At 52.9% G+C, this 16,147-nt stretch carries 15 protein-coding genes; 9 read left to right on the top strand and 6 right to left on the bottom strand.

Going from position 1 to position 16,147, the window contains the following annotated elements; all coding sequences use genetic code 11:
• The first annotated feature begins 86 nt into the window (after positions 1–86).
• The 6 genes from ACT3T6_RS13635 to pepQ are packed head-to-tail and all read left to right on the top strand — an operon-like array spanning position 87 to position 6,451.
• Positions 87–1,136, top strand: a complete 1,050-nt coding sequence (locus tag ACT3T6_RS13635) for an ABC transporter permease (protein WP_193053145.1) — start codon at positions 87–89, stop codon at positions 1,134–1,136.
• The gene (locus ACT3T6_RS13630) at positions 1,133–2,089 is read left to right on the top strand and encodes an ABC transporter permease (RefSeq protein ID WP_172118204.1); all 957 of its coding nucleotides are present in this window, start codon (positions 1,133–1,135) and stop codon (positions 2,087–2,089) included. The genes ACT3T6_RS13635 and ACT3T6_RS13630 overlap by 4 nt, the downstream gene beginning before the upstream one ends.
• 7 nt (positions 2,090–2,096) lie before the next feature.
• Positions 2,097–3,113, top strand: a complete 1,017-nt coding sequence (locus ACT3T6_RS13625) for an ABC transporter ATP-binding protein (RefSeq protein ID WP_172118205.1) — start codon at positions 2,097–2,099, stop codon at positions 3,111–3,113.
• 17 nt (positions 3,114–3,130) lie between these two features.
• The gene (locus ACT3T6_RS13620; protein WP_193053182.1) at positions 3,131–4,177 is read left to right on the top strand and encodes an ABC transporter ATP-binding protein; all 1,047 of its coding nucleotides are present in this window, start codon (positions 3,131–3,133) and stop codon (positions 4,175–4,177) included.
• Positions 4,178–4,226: 49 nt separating this feature from the next.
• Entirely contained in the window at positions 4,227–5,138 is a 912-nt protein-coding gene (locus ACT3T6_RS13615) for a LysR family transcriptional regulator (RefSeq protein WP_193053146.1), read from the top strand.
• 14 nt (positions 5,139–5,152) lie between these two features.
• Positions 5,153–6,451: a Xaa-Pro dipeptidase gene (gene pepQ / locus ACT3T6_RS13610; protein ID WP_193053147.1), complete on the top strand. Its 1,299-nt coding sequence runs from the start codon at positions 5,153–5,155 to the stop codon at positions 6,449–6,451.
• Positions 6,452–6,540: 89 nt separating this feature from the next.
• Here the strand turns inward: pepQ and ACT3T6_RS13605 are convergent, their stop codons facing one another.
• Positions 6,541–7,146 (bottom strand): OmpW/AlkL family protein, encoded by a 606-nt coding sequence (locus ACT3T6_RS13605; protein ID WP_193053148.1) that lies wholly within the window; start codon positions 7,144–7,146, stop codon positions 6,541–6,543.
• Positions 7,147–7,729: 583 nt separating this feature from the next.
• Here ACT3T6_RS13605 and ACT3T6_RS13600 point away from each other — a divergent pair.
• Positions 7,730–8,584 carry an AAA family ATPase gene (locus ACT3T6_RS13600; protein ID WP_172118209.1) on the top strand — a complete coding sequence of 285 codons (855 nt, stop codon included), beginning with the start codon at positions 7,730–7,732 and terminating at the stop codon, positions 8,582–8,584.
• Positions 8,585–8,587: 3 nt separating this feature from the next.
• Positions 8,588–9,769 carry a vWA domain-containing protein gene (locus tag ACT3T6_RS13595; protein ID WP_193053149.1) on the top strand — a complete coding sequence of 394 codons (1,182 nt, stop codon included), beginning with the start codon at positions 8,588–8,590 and terminating at the stop codon, positions 9,767–9,769.
• A 28-nt stretch (positions 9,770–9,797) separates the two neighbouring features.
• Here ACT3T6_RS13595 and ACT3T6_RS13590 read toward each other — a convergent pair whose 3' ends face one another.
• The 3 genes from ACT3T6_RS13590 to ACT3T6_RS13580 all read right to left on the bottom strand — a co-directional run bounded on the left by ACT3T6_RS13590 (position 9,798) and on the right by ACT3T6_RS13580 (position 13,483).
• Complete coding sequence (locus tag ACT3T6_RS13590; protein WP_193053150.1) at positions 9,798–10,358, bottom strand: hypothetical protein; 561 nt, start codon at positions 10,356–10,358, stop codon at positions 9,798–9,800.
• 159 nt (positions 10,359–10,517) lie between these two features.
• Complete coding sequence (locus ACT3T6_RS13585) at positions 10,518–11,969, bottom strand: cobyric acid synthase (protein WP_193053151.1); 1,452 nt, start codon at positions 11,967–11,969, stop codon at positions 10,518–10,520.
• A 152-nt stretch (positions 11,970–12,121) separates the two neighbouring features.
• Positions 12,122–13,483 (bottom strand): cytochrome P450, encoded by a 1,362-nt coding sequence (locus ACT3T6_RS13580; protein ID WP_193053152.1) that lies wholly within the window; start codon positions 13,481–13,483, stop codon positions 12,122–12,124.
• A 345-nt stretch (positions 13,484–13,828) separates the two neighbouring features.
• On the opposite strand from ACT3T6_RS13580, the gene ACT3T6_RS13575 reads away from it, so the two are divergent.
• On the top strand, positions 13,829–14,749 hold the full coding sequence (locus tag ACT3T6_RS13575) for a glutaminase (RefSeq protein WP_193053153.1): 921 nt from the start codon (positions 13,829–13,831) through the stop codon (positions 14,747–14,749).
• 6 nt (positions 14,750–14,755) lie between these two features.
• On the opposite strand, the gene ACT3T6_RS13570 is transcribed toward ACT3T6_RS13575, so the two are convergent.
• Positions 14,756–15,268, bottom strand: coding sequence for an O-acetyl-ADP-ribose deacetylase (locus tag ACT3T6_RS13570; protein ID WP_193053154.1), 513 nt, complete (start codon positions 15,266–15,268; stop codon positions 14,756–14,758).
• An 18-nt stretch (positions 15,269–15,286) separates the two neighbouring features.
• A complete protein-coding gene (locus tag ACT3T6_RS13565) occupies positions 15,287–16,144 on the bottom strand; it encodes a methylated-DNA--[protein]-cysteine S-methyltransferase (RefSeq protein ID WP_193053155.1) in 858 nt (285 codons plus the stop codon).
• Positions 16,145–16,147: the final 3 nt, after the last annotated feature.

Genomic DNA, 16,147 nt, shown 5'->3' with positions numbered 1-16,147 from the left:
TGTTGTGTCAAAACCCATTGCGAAATGTTTAACGGCACTGACCTCTACTTCCTTTGCTAAACACTATTACATAGGTGGCGTACGCCATGATTGCCTTTTTAATCAAGCGGCTGATGCACGCGGTATTGGTGATGTTCATCATCAGCGTGCTGGCCTTCGCCATCCAGGATAACCTGGGTGACCCGATACAGCAGATGGTTGGACAATCGGTCCCCGAAAGTGAACGAGAGGCCCTGCGCGAGCGCTTGGGGCTTAATGATTCTTTCATGGTGCAGTATGTGCGCTTTGCCAAAAATGCCGTACAAGGCGATTTTGGCAACTCCTACTTCTACCGCGAGCCGGCACTCAGCGTTATTGCACGCCACCTGCCAGCAACGCTTGAGCTCGTCTTTGCGGCCACCTTAATTATCGTGGTTTTTTCGGCACCTATCGGGGTGTACAGCGCTATCAAACCGCGCTCGATTATCTCGCGTTTTTTTATGGGGGCATCGATTATCGGTATTTCGATTCCGGTGTTCTTAACCGCGATTGTATTAATTCAAATTTTTGCTATCGGCATTACCGTCTCAATTTTTCCCGAAGGGACCGCGTGGGGGGCCTGGTTAAACAGTGCGCTATCCACTCAAGGTAATATGCCCTCGTTTGGGCGCGGTTATGACCTGGTGCACGTGTTTGGCTATTGGGATACCAACCTGGCCACCTGGAGCGGCCTGCAACACCTGGTGCTGCCCGCCATTTCACTCGCCTCTATCATGCTGCCGCTGTTTATTCGCTTGATCCGCGCTGAAATGATGGAAGTACTGCAGTCTGAATACGTCAAGTATGCCCGCGCCAAGGGCATTTCAATGCGCCGCGTCTATTTTGTCCACGCGCTTAAAAACACCATGCTACCGGTGATCACCGTAGGCGGTGTTCAAATCGGCACGATGGTGGCTTACACCATTCTGACCGAAACCGTGTTCCAGTGGCCGGGCATGGGCCTGATGTTTTTGGATGCGATCAACCGGGCTGATATCCCGCTAATCGTGGCCTATCTAATGATTGTCGGTGTCATTTTCGTGGTGACCAACACCATCGTGGATTTGATTTACAGCTTTGTGAACCCCACCGTAAAACTGACGGGTAAACCCGCATGACGATGACAACAAAGAGCGTGCCCAAGAGCAAATCGCCCAGCCATTTCCAACGCTTTCGCGACTCCTATTTATGGTACAGCTTCAAGAGTGACCGCACGGCACAGCTCTGCCTGGCGGTATTTATCTGCCTGGTAGTGGCTGCCTTTGCCGCGCCTCTTATTGCACCTACCGATCCCTACGATTTGCGTCAGATCGATATTATGGCCTCCGAATTGCCACCGTTCTGGGTCGACGGAGCGGATGAACGCTACTCACTGGGCACCGATGCCCAGGGCCGAGACCTTTGGTCGATTATTTTGTACGGTACGCGAGTATCGCTTTTGATCGGCTTTGGTGCGGTGATCTTGCAGGCACTTTTAGGCGTAACGTTTGGCCTAATGGCAGGCTATTTGGGCGGCCGTGTGGATGCCTTTTTTATGCGCCTGGCGGATATTCAGCTGTCATTTTCCACCTTGATGGTGGCTATCGTGGTCGGCGCTGTGGTGAAGGCCACCTTGGGTAGCTCTTTTTATAGTCAATACGCAGTACTGATGCTGGTACTGATTATTGGCTTGGCCGAGTGGCCACAATACGCCCGTACCGTGCGCGCTTCCGTACTTGCCGAGAAAAACAAGGAGTACGTAGACGCTGCACGAGTAATGGGACTGCGCAGCAAACGGATCATGTTCCGCCATGTGTTGCCTAATACGTTATCGCCTATTTTCGTTATTTCTACCGTGCAAATTGCCAACGCCATTATTTCTGAAGCGGCGCTGTCGTTTTTGGGCCTGGGAATGCCCGAGACCCATCCATCGCTTGGTTCGTTAATCAAGGCAGGCTTTGACTACATTCAATCAGGCTCCTGGTGGATCACGCTAATTCCCGGTGCGGTACTGGTAGTGCTGGTGCTGTCTATCAATCTATTGGGCGACTGGCTGCGCGATGTCATGAACCCACGACTCTATAAAGGCTGAGGGCACCATGGCATTACTTGAAGTTTCCCAACTGGATGTACGGTTTGGCCTGCGCCAGGGCGAAGTACGTGCACTGCGTGATGTTAGCTTTACGCTAGAGCGCGGTGAGCGTTTAGGCATTGTAGGCGAGTCTGGTGCTGGCAAATCGGTTGCGGCGTTTTCGCTGCTTAATCTGATTGCCAAGCCCGGATTTATTGCCGGTGGCAGTATTACGTTTGAAGGACAAACGCTGAATACCATGTCGGAGCGCGGGCTGCGTAAAATACGTGGCAACCGAATCTCAATGATCTTCCAGGATCCAATGATGACGCTGAACCCGGTGTTATCGATTGGCGCTCAAATGGTGGAGTGTCTAAAAGCTCACCGACGAATTTCCTCTAAAGAGGCCCGCGCCATTGCACTGGATAAATTACGCCAGGTGCAAATTCCCTCACCGGAAAAGCGTCTGGAACAATACCCTCATGAACTTTCCGGCGGCATGCGGCAGCGCATTATTATTGCCATTGCGTTGCTGCTTGACCCGGACATCATTATTGCCGATGAGCCTACAACGGCGCTGGATGTCACCATTCAGGCAGAAATCATGGCGCTATTGCTGGATCTCTGCGAACAGCACAATGTCGGGCTTATTTTGATTACTCACGACCTTGGCGTCGTGAGTCAGGTCACTCAACGCATGCTGGTCATGTATGCCGGCCGCGTGATTGAACAAGGGCCAACGCGTGAGATCATTAATGACCCGCAGCATCCTTACACCCAAGGGCTGATTAATGCCCTGCCCCAGATGGCAACGCCCGGTGAAAGACTGAATCAGATCCGTGGCAGTATGCCTTCGCTTTCCAATCTCCCCAGCGGCTGCGCCTTTCACCCGCGCTGCGACTTTATTAAGCGCGCCGATGGACAAACCCGCCCCGCTTGTATTGAGCAAGTGCCCGGATTTGTACAAGCGGGCAACTGCCAGGTAGCTTGCCATATGGTGGCTGAACTGCTGGAAGATCGTCGTTTAAAGGAGGAAAGCCAATGAGTACGCAGGCAAGTGCGATGGCAGAGCATCACATCCCCGCTGAAAACGTCGAAGAAGCCCAAGTACTTCTGCAAATCCGCGATCTCAAAAAGCGGTTTTCGCTATCAGGCGATTTTCTTGACCAGTTGCGATTTAAAGGCGGCAAGCTCGTTCGTCACCAGGAACACGTACACGCTATTAATGGCGTAAACCTGGAGATAATGCGTGGCGAGGCACTCTGCGTCGTTGGCGAATCCGGCTGCGGTAAATCGACCGTTGCCCGTACAGTCATGGGGCTCATTACGCCATCTGTAGGCGAGATTCACTATGATGGTCAGCGCATTGACCATTTAAGCTCGCGCCATTTGCTGCCGTATCGCAAGCGCATGCAGATGATCTTCCAAAACCCTTACGCGTCGCTTAATCCGCGGATGACCATCCAGCAAACACTGGAAGAGCCACTGCGCTTGCACCACCCCGCATGGAACCGTCAGCAGATTGCCGATAAGGTCGAAGAAGTAATGAGCTCGGTGGGCATTGACCCAGACTGGGGCAAGCGTTTTGGTCATGAATTCTCCGGCGGCCAGCGTCAACGTATTGCCATTGCGCGAGCGCTGGCAGTGGACCCTGAGTTTATTGTTGCTGATGAGCCCATTTCAGCGCTGGATGTCTCTATTCAGGCACAGGTGCTGAACCTGTTGATGGAAGCCCAGCACGCGCGCAATTTGACCTACCTGTTTATCACCCATGACCTTGCGGTAGTGGAGCATTTTGGTACGCGGGTTGCCGTGATGTATCTGGGCACCGTGTGCGAAATAGCCACGACCTCGACTCTGTTCGCCAAGCCCCGCCACCCCTACACCCAAGCACTCCTTTCATCTATTCCGCGCCTTGAAGATGACCGGCCACAACATATTCGCCTTAAAGGTGAGGTGCCAACGCCGGTTAACTTACCGAGCGGCTGTGTTTTTCATGGTCGCTGCCCGTATGCCAATGCGCGCTGCATTCAAGAAATCCCGCAATTAAAAATGCAGGATGACGGCACGCGTGTAGCCTGCCACGCTGTTGAGGAAGGCCGCCTATGAAGCGTAGGCATTTACTGGCCAGTCACGCCATCTCACTGCGAGGTAAAGCATGGAAATTCGCTGGCTAGAAGACTTTATTGCCCTGGCCAGGACTCGGCACTTTTCACGTGCCGCTGATGACCAAAACGTAACCCAGCCGACCTTCTCTAGACGGATTAAACTGTTGGAAGAAGAGATGGGCATTACGCTCATTAATCGCCAAACGCTACCGCTTTCGTTAACCCCCGCCGGAGAGGAGTTCCTCACCTTATGCGAACAGGTAACGGAGCGCGTTCGTTTAACGCGTGACCGATTGCGCGAGATTAATGCCGGTCAACAGCGGCGCATTATGGTAGCCGCCCCGCAAAGCCTGCTGGGGAATTTCCTGCCTGAATGGCTAGCGTCTACCGGCTGGCAGGACCATGTACAGCCCTACCTGCGCGCAACCGGGTGGATTGCTCACGACTATTTTCAAGCGTTAATGCGCGCAGAGTGCGACCTGGCTATCTGTTACTGGCCTGCCGGGCGTTGCGATCTGGATATCGATACAAGCGCTTGTACCTATCGGGTGATCGGCCATGAGCGGCTAATTCCCGTGACAGGCCTTGCCCCTCAAGGCGAGCCTTGTACCGTTTTACCGGGCACACGCCAGCAGCCCTCGCCTTGGCTTGCCTACCCCAAGCGAGGCCTGCTGGGCTCTGCAATAAAGGCACACCTGGCCAGATTACCTCAAAGCACCCACCTGGTGGCACAAAGTGAAAATCTGTACGCGGCAGGTATAAAAGAGCTGGTACTGCTGGGATATGGCATGAGCTGGCTGCCAGAGCGCAACGTTTCACATGAGCTCGCCCAAGGCACCCTTGTCAGAGCAGGCGATAGCCGCTGGGATGTGCCCATGGAGCTGCGCTTATACCGCCATCAGCATCAGCACCATGCAGAACTAGACAAACTCTGGAGCGAACTCGCCCCGTCACGTAGTTAACAGGATAGATTTTCATGTCAACAACGCTTTTTAACCTGCAGCTTGATCATATCGTTCATTTACAGCATGCCTATGAGCAGGTGTTAACAAAGTACGGCTTTGACAGTCTGGTGATTTATAGCGGCCACGCCAGCCATCATTTTGCTGACGATCATGCCGCCTCTTTCCAAACCTATGGCCATTTTATGCACTGGGTAGGCCTTGCGGACATTCAGCACAGCTGGCTAGTCATTGAGCCTGGTAAAAAACCGCAGTTTTATCTGCATGCGCCCGCTGATTTTTGGCATCAGCCTACTCAGCTACCCGATGAGCCTTGGCTATCCGTCATTGATGTACATCAGTGTGCCCACGCACGCGCACCTCATTTAGAGGGCCGCAGCGCCGTCATCGGCGATATAGCAAGCACGGCGCCCGATATTCAGCAAGCGCTGAACGCTGAAACAGCCCCTGATGAGGTTGTGCGAGCGCTTGATGAACTTCGCATGTTCAAAACACCTTACGAAGTTGCCTGTCTACGAGAAGCCAATCACCTTGCAATGGCAGGTCACGAGGCCGCCCAAGCCGCCTTTATTGGCGCTTCAGGCGAGCTCGATATACAACTGACCTACCTAGCGGCTAGCCGACAGCGCGAATCTAACGTTCCCTACCAGAATATTATTGGTTTGAATGGACATGCAGGCGTCCTGCACTACCAACATTACGATATAACACCACCCAGCCAGCGCTACAGCTTGTTAGTAGATGCCGGGCGACGCTTTAGAGGTTACTGCGCAGATATCACCCGCACCCACGCAGGGCCTGATGCCCCCGCGATTTTTGAAGAGCTGGTAACGGCGCTACACCATCTAAAAGATGACATTATTAGTCGCATCGAACTGGACGCCTCTTTTGTTGAGTTACACCAGCAAATGCACCAAGCCCTGGGAAGCGTCCTCGTTGCCCATGACATATTTAAAGGCACCGTCGAGCAAGCGGTAAGCGAAGGAGTCACTCGCGCCTTCTGCCCACACGGTTTAGGTCACTCCCTGGGACTTCAAGTGCATGACGTAGCCGGTTTACGTCACCCTGATGGCTCAGCGGCCCCCGCCCCCAGCGAACATCCCGCCCTGCGCTTAACGCGTATTTTGAAACCCGGCATGGTGGTAACCGTTGAGCCAGGACTCTACTTTATTCCGATGCTCCTAAACCCGTTGCGCGACACATCGCTTCCAATTAACTGGACGCTGGTGGATCAGTTAATGTCCTGTGGTGGTATTCGTATCGAGGATAACGTAGTGGTCACTGAAAATGGTTACGATAATCTGACCCCATAAGGCCCGTAGCAGAACCTGTTGTTAAGTCGTAACAAAAACACCCGGCGCAAGGCCGGGTGTTAGATGATATTTTGAAGCTGGCTTATGCCTTAGAAACGGAATGTCACGCCACCGCCGATGGTGACCGGGTCCATATCGACTTTACCGATATGCTCGCCATCACGTTTGATCTCGCCATCAACATCCGCATAGCTTACGTAGCCATTCAGTAACACGTTCTGGGTGACTGCTAAATCCACACCGGCTTGGCCGATAGCGCCATAGCTTCTGCGTACGTCAATATTGTCAGGACCACCCGAGAAGCGTGTGTAGTTAAGACCTGCGCCAACGTACGGCTGAACACGTGAATCCAGCCCACCCATGGGGTAGTAATTTACTAATAAATTTACGGGTAAGCGGTCAATGCTTCCCAGGTCTTGTGATGCCGCATTGAGCTGATGTTCAAACTTTTCAGAACTATTAAGCTCAACACCCACTTTATCAGTAAATAGATAACCAGCGCCGAACGTGAAGCCTGTCTCGCTTTGAACGTTCAGTGACTCTCCATTGATATTGCCGTTGCCTGATCCTGTATCGGTTTGAGCGACGCCACCACGAACAAATGCATCGCCAGCGTTGTACGCTAAGGCAACCTGGCTTGCCAGTGCTAAGCCAGCAGTTACCACAGCGGCTGAAATTAATTTCATATTGCTCATTAGGTTCACCCTCTATGCATTTTAGCTTGGGATTGGTGTCGACCAACCGGCTTACCTATACAATATATACCAATCGAACAGTGTTTCCAAATTTCTTGTGACATTCTTGTTATATGTTGAAAATGTTAACTCTTTTCTTCAAACATAAAAAAAAGCCCCCCGAAGGGGACCCAAGTGGAGCACGCCAGCTCACACGGTGTATCGCAAAACGGTCATTACCGTGGCGATGTAGTAAAGAAGGAAGAGCATCCAATGTGGCTAGTGATGCTGTTCATTTGCTTCTTATTTACGATATAGCCAACTGCGTGCCAACATCCTAAAAATCATTAAAATACAAAAATATACACAAAGCGCCTGCACTCAACTCGCCTACCTCAATATCTCATGCGAAGAAAGTGCACCAACCCTGTTCGTGCTTAGGTAGTTTTGCCCTCTAAAGGTACCGTGTGTGCAAAAAGGTACTGTGTGTATCCATTGGGTCTTGGTGTTTCTATTTAACGCCATCGGAATCGGCTGTTGGCCCCGACACCTACCCTCACGTACACTTGTTTGAATACGTTTTCGACCCGTCGAGGCACTCTTCATGGCGTTTGACTCTACTTCTTCCTACATTGCCACTGATGCACTAAAGCAAGCGGTTAACGCGGCGATTGTTCTTGAACGGCCGTTGCTGATTAAGGGCGAGCCTGGCACCGGTAAAACCCTGCTCGCGGAAGAGCTGGCCGAGTCATTGGGCACTCAGCTAATTACCTGGCATATAAAATCCAGTACCAAGGCAGCCCAAGGGCTTTATGAGTACGATGCGGTTAGCCGGCTGCGCGATTCTCAGCTAGGTGTCGAAGGCGTGGAGAACGTGGCCAACTACATAAAGCCCGGCAAGCTGTGGGAAGCCTTTACGGCCGATGAACGTGTCGTGCTTTTGATCGACGAGATAGATAAGGCCGATATCGAGTTTCCGAACGACTTGCTCCAGGAACTGGATCGCATGGAGTTCCACGTTTACGAGACCGGTGAAACGATCCGAGCCGATCAACGCCCCATTATTATCATCACGTCCAATAATGAAAAAGAGCTACCCGATGCATTTCTGCGCCGCTGCTTTTTTCATTACATTGAATTTCCCGACCGAGCCACTCTGCAGGCGATAGTGGATGTGCACTTTCCGGATATTGCACCGCGGCTGGTCGGCGAAGCGCTGAACGTATTTTTCGAACTACGTGATGCGCCCGGCCTTAAGAAGAAACCTTCAACCTCTGAACTGGTTGATTGGCTTAAGCTGCTAATGGCGGATGAAATTGCCCAGGAAGCGCTCTACAACCGCGACCCAGCCAAGGCACTGCCGCCCATGGCCGGCGCACTGGTTAAAAACGAGCAGGATACCCAGCTGCTTGAACGCCTGGCGTTTATGTTACGCCGTCAGAAAGGCACAGGTCGTTAAGCCATGTTTATTGGTCTGTTCGAAACCTTAAAGCGTGCGGGCGTGCCTGTGTCGCTGCGTGAGTTATTGGACCTGCACGCGGTGGTTGAACGTGGCGTCGTATTTGCCGATATGGAAGCATTTTACCAAGTCACTCGCACGGTAATGGTTAAAGACGAACGCCACTTTGACCGCTTTGATCGTGCGTTTGCTGCCTGGTTTAAAGGCCTTGAAGACATGGACGCCGCCATTGAGGCGTTGATTCCCGATGACTGGCTGCGCCGGGAATTCGAAAAGCAGCTGTCTGATGAAGAGAAAGCCAACATTGAATCGCTAGGCGGCCTGGAAGCGCTGATCGACACCTTTAAAAAACGCCTAGAAGAGCAAAAAGAGCGCCACGCAGGCGGTAACAAGTGGATTGGCACAGGCGGCACTAGCCCATTTGGCGCCTATGGCTATAACCCTGAAGGCATTCGTATCGGCCAGGAAGGCTCACGCCATCGCCGCGCAACAAAGGTATGGGATGAACGGCGCTTTCGCGACTATGACGACTCTTTGGAGCTGGGTACCCGCAATATCAAAATGGCGCTGCGCCGACTACGTAAGTTCGCCCGCCAGGGTGCAGTGGAAGAGTTCGATGTCGACAGTACTATTCGTGAAACAGCGCGCGATGGGGGCTTACTAAACGTTCAGATGCGCCCTGAGCGCCACAACGCCGTTAAGGTGCTGCTGTTTCTGGATGTAGGCGGCTCCATGGATGACCACATTCGCGTTTGTGAGGAGCTGTTTTCGGCTGCCCGATCTGAATTCAAGCATCTTGAACACTACTACTTTCATAACTGTTTATACGAAGGGGTCTGGCGACATAATTCAAGACGCGGCAGCGAGCGCATCCCCACCATGGACGTGCTCCACACTTACGGCGCGGATTATCAGGTAGTCATCGTAGGCGATGCGGCCATGTCACCTTATGAGATTACTCACCGAGGTGGCAGCGTCGAGCATTTTAATGAAGAGCCCGGCGGCGCATGGCTGAAACGCGTCTGCGAGACCTTTCCCCACTTGGCATGGCTTAACCCTATGCCACCTCGCGCTTGGGAGTACACGTATTCCACGCAGTTGATTCGTGACATTATTGAGGACCGCATGTACCCCATGACACTGGAAGGGCTGGAAAGCGCCATGCGCGAGCTGGCCAAAAAGTAGCCTCGGCCAGCTCACAGGATAAGCATGCTCAGAGCGTTGCGGGAAACTGGTTCAAGCCGTTTAGAAAGTCCTGCTTGGCGCTTTCAAATGCTTTTGGGTCGTGCTTAAAGCGTCGTAAAATGAGCGCCTCATCCAACACAACGGTCGCGGCCAGTTCGCCTGCATTACTGGCCGGATGGCGGCCGCTTAAGCCAATGCGTTTGCTGTCAGCGCCATCAAACCAGCGCTTGATACCGCTCGCCTGATAAACCGCCTCCTGCTCCGCATTATCCACCTCAACGCGCAGCGGCGCTTTAAGCGCCAATTCGCTGATGAGCCGCTGCTTGGCGCCTTGCTCAAACTCGCAGGCGTGAGTAATCGTCATGCCTTCGCCCGCCTCATCCAATACCAACAGCGCCAGCGACAACGGCTTACCTGCGCCATCAACACCCGCCACCAAACGGGCTATTTCCTGGGTAAACAGCACCTTGCGCGTACCGGCAAACACCACCAGCGGGGTTAATCCTGCCTGCTGACCATAAACGCTAGCGCACAGTTGCGCTAAACAGGCATCTCGCTGCCCCGCTTCTTTAATCTGAACTACCTTCATGACGCTCTCTTTTACGCTGTTGCGACCAGTATCAGCTACGTTAACGCCGCAAGGTTAGAGGATACCGACGCGGCATACCAGCCAGAATTTATCCTTATGACAGCATCAGCAAAGACACAACTGCAAGGCAGACGACCAGCCCTGCTTGCTATCAGACCATTAAGCTTGCTGGATAAGCTTAATAATTGCCTCTATTTCCAAATGCGCCTCCAGCGAATCCGCTAAACGCTCAAGCTCTTTTTCGCGATGGGCCAGGTAATCCACTTGGCCTACTTCGGTCAGCCCAAAGCGCTTCAAGAGCGTTTGGCACGCATCAGGATGGTCAAACAAGCCGTGCAGATAGGTACCCATTATTTGTCCATCGTCACTAACAGCCCCTTCGTGACGGTTTTCCAAATCAAATAGCGGGTTCGCCAGCGCCGCGCCCTCGCTAACCCCATTATGGATCTCATAACCGGTGACACTGGCCCCTTCAGGCAGCAGCTGACCCACAACGTTACGCAACTGCTTGCCCGAGACCATCTGTGTGGTAAGCGACAATAACCCAAGCCCCGCAACGCGCGCTGGTGGACCTTCAAGGCCGTCTGCGTCTTCTACCCATTCGCCCAACATTTGAAAACCGCCGCAAATACCCAGCAGTTTGCCGCCATAGCGAAGGTGACGTTTAATGGCCACCTCCCATCCTTCGCGCTTTAGCCACGCCAGATCGTGGGCAGTGCTTTTACTGCCCGGCAATATGATGACATCTGCCGCGGGAATCGGTTGGTCCGGTCCAATAAAATGCAACGCCACGTGAGGATGAAGGCGCAGCGGGTCAAAGTCGGTATGGTTACTGATACGTGGAAGCGCCGGCACAACAATAGTTAATGGCGCTGCCTGCGCTGTTTTTTGGGTGAGGCCAACGCTATCCTCAGCATCCAGTAATAATCCCTGCAGATACGGCAAGGTGCCGAACACAGGTTTACCTGTCCGCTGGGTCAACCACTCAAGCCCTGGGTTCAGCAGGCCAATGTCGCCGCGAAAACGGTTGATAATAAATCCCCTGGTACGCGCCTGCTCGCTTTTACTGAGCAATTCAAGCGTGCCTACCAACTGGGCAAATACGCCTCCTCGATCAATATCGCCGACCAGTAATACGGGGCAATCTGCCGACTCCGCAAACCCCATATTCGCGATATCGCCCTTTCGCAGATTAATTTCGGCAGGGCTGCCTGCCCCTTCGGCAATAATGACATCATAACGGCGCTGCAATGCATGCCAAGCGGCCATGACACTTTCCTGAGCAGTCCGCTTAAAGGCGTGGTAATCCAGCGCCCCCATATGGCCGTACACCTTACCGCGCAAAATTATCTGAGCGCCACGGTCCGATTCCGGCTTAAGCAGCACGGGGTTCATATCACTATGAGGTACCACGCCAGCGGCCTGTGCTTGTAGAGCGGTAGAGCGGCCGATTTCTCCGCCATCTTCCGTTACGGCACTGTTCAATGCCATGTTTTGAGGCTTGAAAGGAGCCACACGAAAGCCTCGACGTTTAAGCACTCGGCATAGCCCGGCGACCACGGTGCTCTTACCTGCATCTGACGTGGTGCCTTGAATCATTAAGGTGGCCATGCGACATGCTCCATACGTTCAGTTAGCCCAGCAAAGGCCGAACTGTAGCGAGCACTCTACAAGGATGCAACGCACATCAAGGGCAAAGAAGACCACCCTTGCGACGGCACCCCCAGCAGGCTTAGCGATTCAAACAAGCGCTTTACACGCCCTCAGCCCTCCTGGCGTGATAAAGCATCTGATTGTTTAACCTGAAAACAGAGATGGAAGTTGCTTAATAACGCCGGCATGGGCTCATCTTCTGTGAGCCTGTCGGGCGGGTTTAACGTAAACGTGTGGTTGTTCATCAGCGCGGCCAGTACCGCACTGGTCACCAGCAGGACGATATTTCTTCCGGGACAAATACCCGGCCCTCCGCTAAAAGGCAGCAGTGGCCAGTGTTTAAGTTGCTCAGGGTTTAGCCAAATATCGGGCGCAAAGCGGTTGGCGATGTCCAATGTGCGGTCATCACGGTGAAAATAGGGCGCATGGATAAGCAGCGTGGTATTGGTAGGCATTTCGCCTTGCGACCAGCACGTTCGCTCTGTTGTTTCGCGCAGAATAAGGGGCGTTGTTGGCCACAACCGCAAGGCTTCCAGCACACAGGCTTGTAAAAAGGGGTTGTCTGGCGGTGGGGAGAGGTTAATTTCACGCTGAGCCCGTTCAGCCTGAGCCGGATGGGCGCATAGCAGCGCCAACGCTCGAAACGTCGCCATACCGGCAGGCTCAAACGCAAATAGCCACTGAGGCATCTGGCCCACAGGTTTTGCCTGGCTCCCGATGGCGTAATGGGACACCTTCGCCGCCAGGCTATTGGTTTCAGACTGATCGACATAGTGCGCTAAACGATTATGAAATTTTTGCCGTAACCGCTTGCGCTTGGGACGCATGAATCCCCAATTAGCAGCCTTACGCAGTTGAATAAGTTCTTGGGTGAGCGGGTAATCATCCCGAGCAGCATCCCCCAACACCACGCGACGCACGACACGGTTCCAGGCATCAAAAAACAAGGGCCAGTCCAGCTTATTATTATGATGATAAACGGCCTTTAAGAGTGCGTTTACCTCCTGCTCAGCCACTTGGGTAAAGTGATCAGAAAAACGGTGCATCGGACAACCGCTTTCTAAAACGTCTTCATTTAACCGCCGCCGCTCTTCGCGGGCCTTACCCTTTGAGATCAACGCTACATCCGGTTCAAAATGGGCAAGTGCGCTCTTTTTTGCTGATTCAGCCGTGGCGAAGGGCTCGGGCGTTTCCTCTATTACCCGGGTTGCATCATCCGGGTCTAATATCAATGCCATGGGTTTGAACGGTGTTTTAAAAAGTAGCGGGCCCTTTCCATATTTATTATTAAACGCCTGTACTTGTTTAATGGAGCGCTTGTCCAGTGCCCATCGCTCAGCAACGTGCATAACGCCTGGGCGGCGAATAATGACGCCCTTGGCAATATTGGGCGCCATGACCTTAAACAAGAACGATACTGTTTCGCTAAACGATGCCGTGGGCAGTGAATCGGTGACGGTTTCCTTTGCCATTAGCGCTCTCCTTTTAAATCGTCCATGAGAGCCAAGTCTAGATGCCCCTTAACGCACCGCAAGCGAAACGCTTTAAATCTTTAGCCTTTCAAACCTTTGTTAAAATAAAATAATTTTATGAGTAATAATTAAAGAAATCGGCAAATGCTTTTACCATCGTAAAACTAAAAAAATGGGATCTTTACCGATTGTTTGCTTATTTCACTATTTCGTACAATAAAGAAGAATAACCATCTAACTGCTCAAGGCTCTTCACTGGCCTACTAGCGATAGGCTTCTGGCAGACATTGCCGCCGTTTTCGGGTATTTTGGCAGCCCTCTTTTACCCAAAATTAACGGCTATAAATGCAAGATTTACTCAATGAGATCGCAAGGGCAATGGCCGCCGAAACCGAGCGTGGTAAGGTGGCCGACTATATCCCTGAGCTTGCTCATGTGGATCCCCAACAATTTGCCATTTCTCTTGCCACCGTAAAGGGCGAGCGCTATTCCGCCGGTTGTGCCACTACCCCTTTCTCAATTCAGAGTATCTCGAAGGTATTTACGCTGACGATTGCACTGGGAAAAATGGGTGATGCGCTTTGGTCCAATGTAGGCCGTGAGCCATCGGGTGATCCATTTAACTCTATCGTTCAACTTGAGCACGAAGGGGGCAAACCGCGGAATCCCTTTATTAATGCCGGAGCGATAGCGGTCGTTGACGCCATCATGATGGGTCATGAACCCAGGGAAACGCTTGCCGAACTGCTAAGCTTTGTGCGCTATATCGCGGACGACGACAGCATCTGCTTTGACCATACTGTCGCTGCTTCTGAAATGGCGCACCGTGACCGCAACGCCTCGCTTGCCCACTTTATGAAAGCATTTGGCCGCCTGCGCCACGATGTCGATAAAGTCTTGGGTACCTATTTTCACCAGTGCGCCATTGCCATGAGCTGCCAACAGCTTGCTCACGCAGGGCTATTTTTGGCGTCTGATGGCGTTAACCAGCCCAGCAACATTCGCGTCGTCTCCCCTCAACGAGCTCGGCGTATTAACTCGTTGATGATGATGTGCGGGCATTACGACGCCTCAGGTGAGTTTGCTTTTCGGGTGGGGCTACCAGGAAAAAGTGGCGTCGGTGGCGGCATCCTGGCAATCGCCCCAGGCCAAGGCGCCATTGCTGTCTGGTCACCAGGCCTGGATGAATATGGCAATAGTCTGCTGGGCACGAAAGCACTTGAAATGTTTGCTCAACGCACCGGCTGGTCAGTGTTTGGGCATTAAATCGCTTCAACGTCCAGATTGATCAAGACACGCTTCATACACCGCTAAATCCCCGGCAGAAAAGCAGCAAAACGTAACCGCCTCAACGGTAGAGCCCTGCCTTAGAGCCTCGCTCACCGTTGAGACAGCAATCCATGCAGCTTCTTCAATAGGATAACGGTATACGCCCGTGCTTATGCTTGGAAACGCCACCAAGCGTGCGTTTACCGATTCAGCCAGAGCCAAGCAGCGCTGATAGCAAGACGCCAATAATTCAGCTTCGCCGCGTGTTCCGCCGTGCCATACAGGGCCAACGGTATGGATAATAGTACGTGCTGGCAGTTTAAAGCCTTCGGTCAGTTTTGCATCGCCAGTGGCGCAGCCACCCAGCGTTCGGCAGGTATCAAGTAGTTCCGGTCCGGCCGCACGGTGAATGGCGCCATCTACGCCTCCGCCACCCAGTAATGAGGTGTTAGCCGCGTTAACAATGGCATCAACATGAAGCGTAGTGATATCGGCTTGTATCGCGGTAATGTTCATTTAAAACCTCCTTGTTGACTATTTAAATGCACCGAGCGGCTCCACTTCAGGTGTTAAGTGCGCCAGCTCCCAGGCCTGCACCATCTGCTTTTTAGCGACGCCCCAACGGTAGCCGCCTAACGCCCCGCTTTGCTGGATAACACGGTGGCAAGGGATCCATAACGCAATTGGGTTAGCACCCACCGCATTGCCTACGGCTCGCGACGATTTAGGCATGCCCAGCGCTTGAGCAATATGCGTATAGCTTGCCAACTGGCCTTCAGGAATGGTGAGTAGTGCTCGCCATACTGCGACTTGGAAATTGGTACCGGTCACGTGAAGCGATAACGTACCAGGTTTTGTTTTAGAAGTTGCCAATAGCGCATCCACCACATACGCCGTCGCCGCTGGGCGATGATTGAGCGAGCTTCGCGGCCACTCCTTGGCAAGCCGCGCCAGCAGTTCATCAGCGCTCGTAGCATCCACAAAGCCCATACGGCAAACGCCGCGCGGAGTCACCGCTACCAGCACGCTGCCCAAGGGCGTTGCATGCACGCCGTACTCGATACAGACGCCCTCCCCTTGACGTTTATGCTCTCCAGGCGTCACCGCTTCTAACTGCACAAAGTGATCATAAAGCCGAGAGCCACCGCTCAGCCCAAGCTCATGGGCAACATCCAGTAATGCCCGCGGCTCTTTTAATAACTGCTTACCCCTCTCCAGGGTGAGGGCCTGCAAAAAGCGCTTGGGCGAAATACCTGCATAGCGGCAGAACAGGCGCTGAAAATGGTAGGCACTTAAATGCACATGAGCCGCAACCTCTTCCAAACTGGGTTGCAATACCGCCCGCTCGACCATGTAGACCATCGCCTTTTCGATACGCGCATAATCATCCATTGC

The sequence above is a fragment of the Halomonas sp. 72 genome (assembly GCF_052379785.1).
In the GTDB taxonomy this organism is placed as follows: Bacteria; Pseudomonadota; Gammaproteobacteria; order Pseudomonadales; family Halomonadaceae; genus Vreelandella; species Vreelandella citrativorans.
This window is presented reverse-complemented; position numbering and strand designations above follow the sequence as displayed.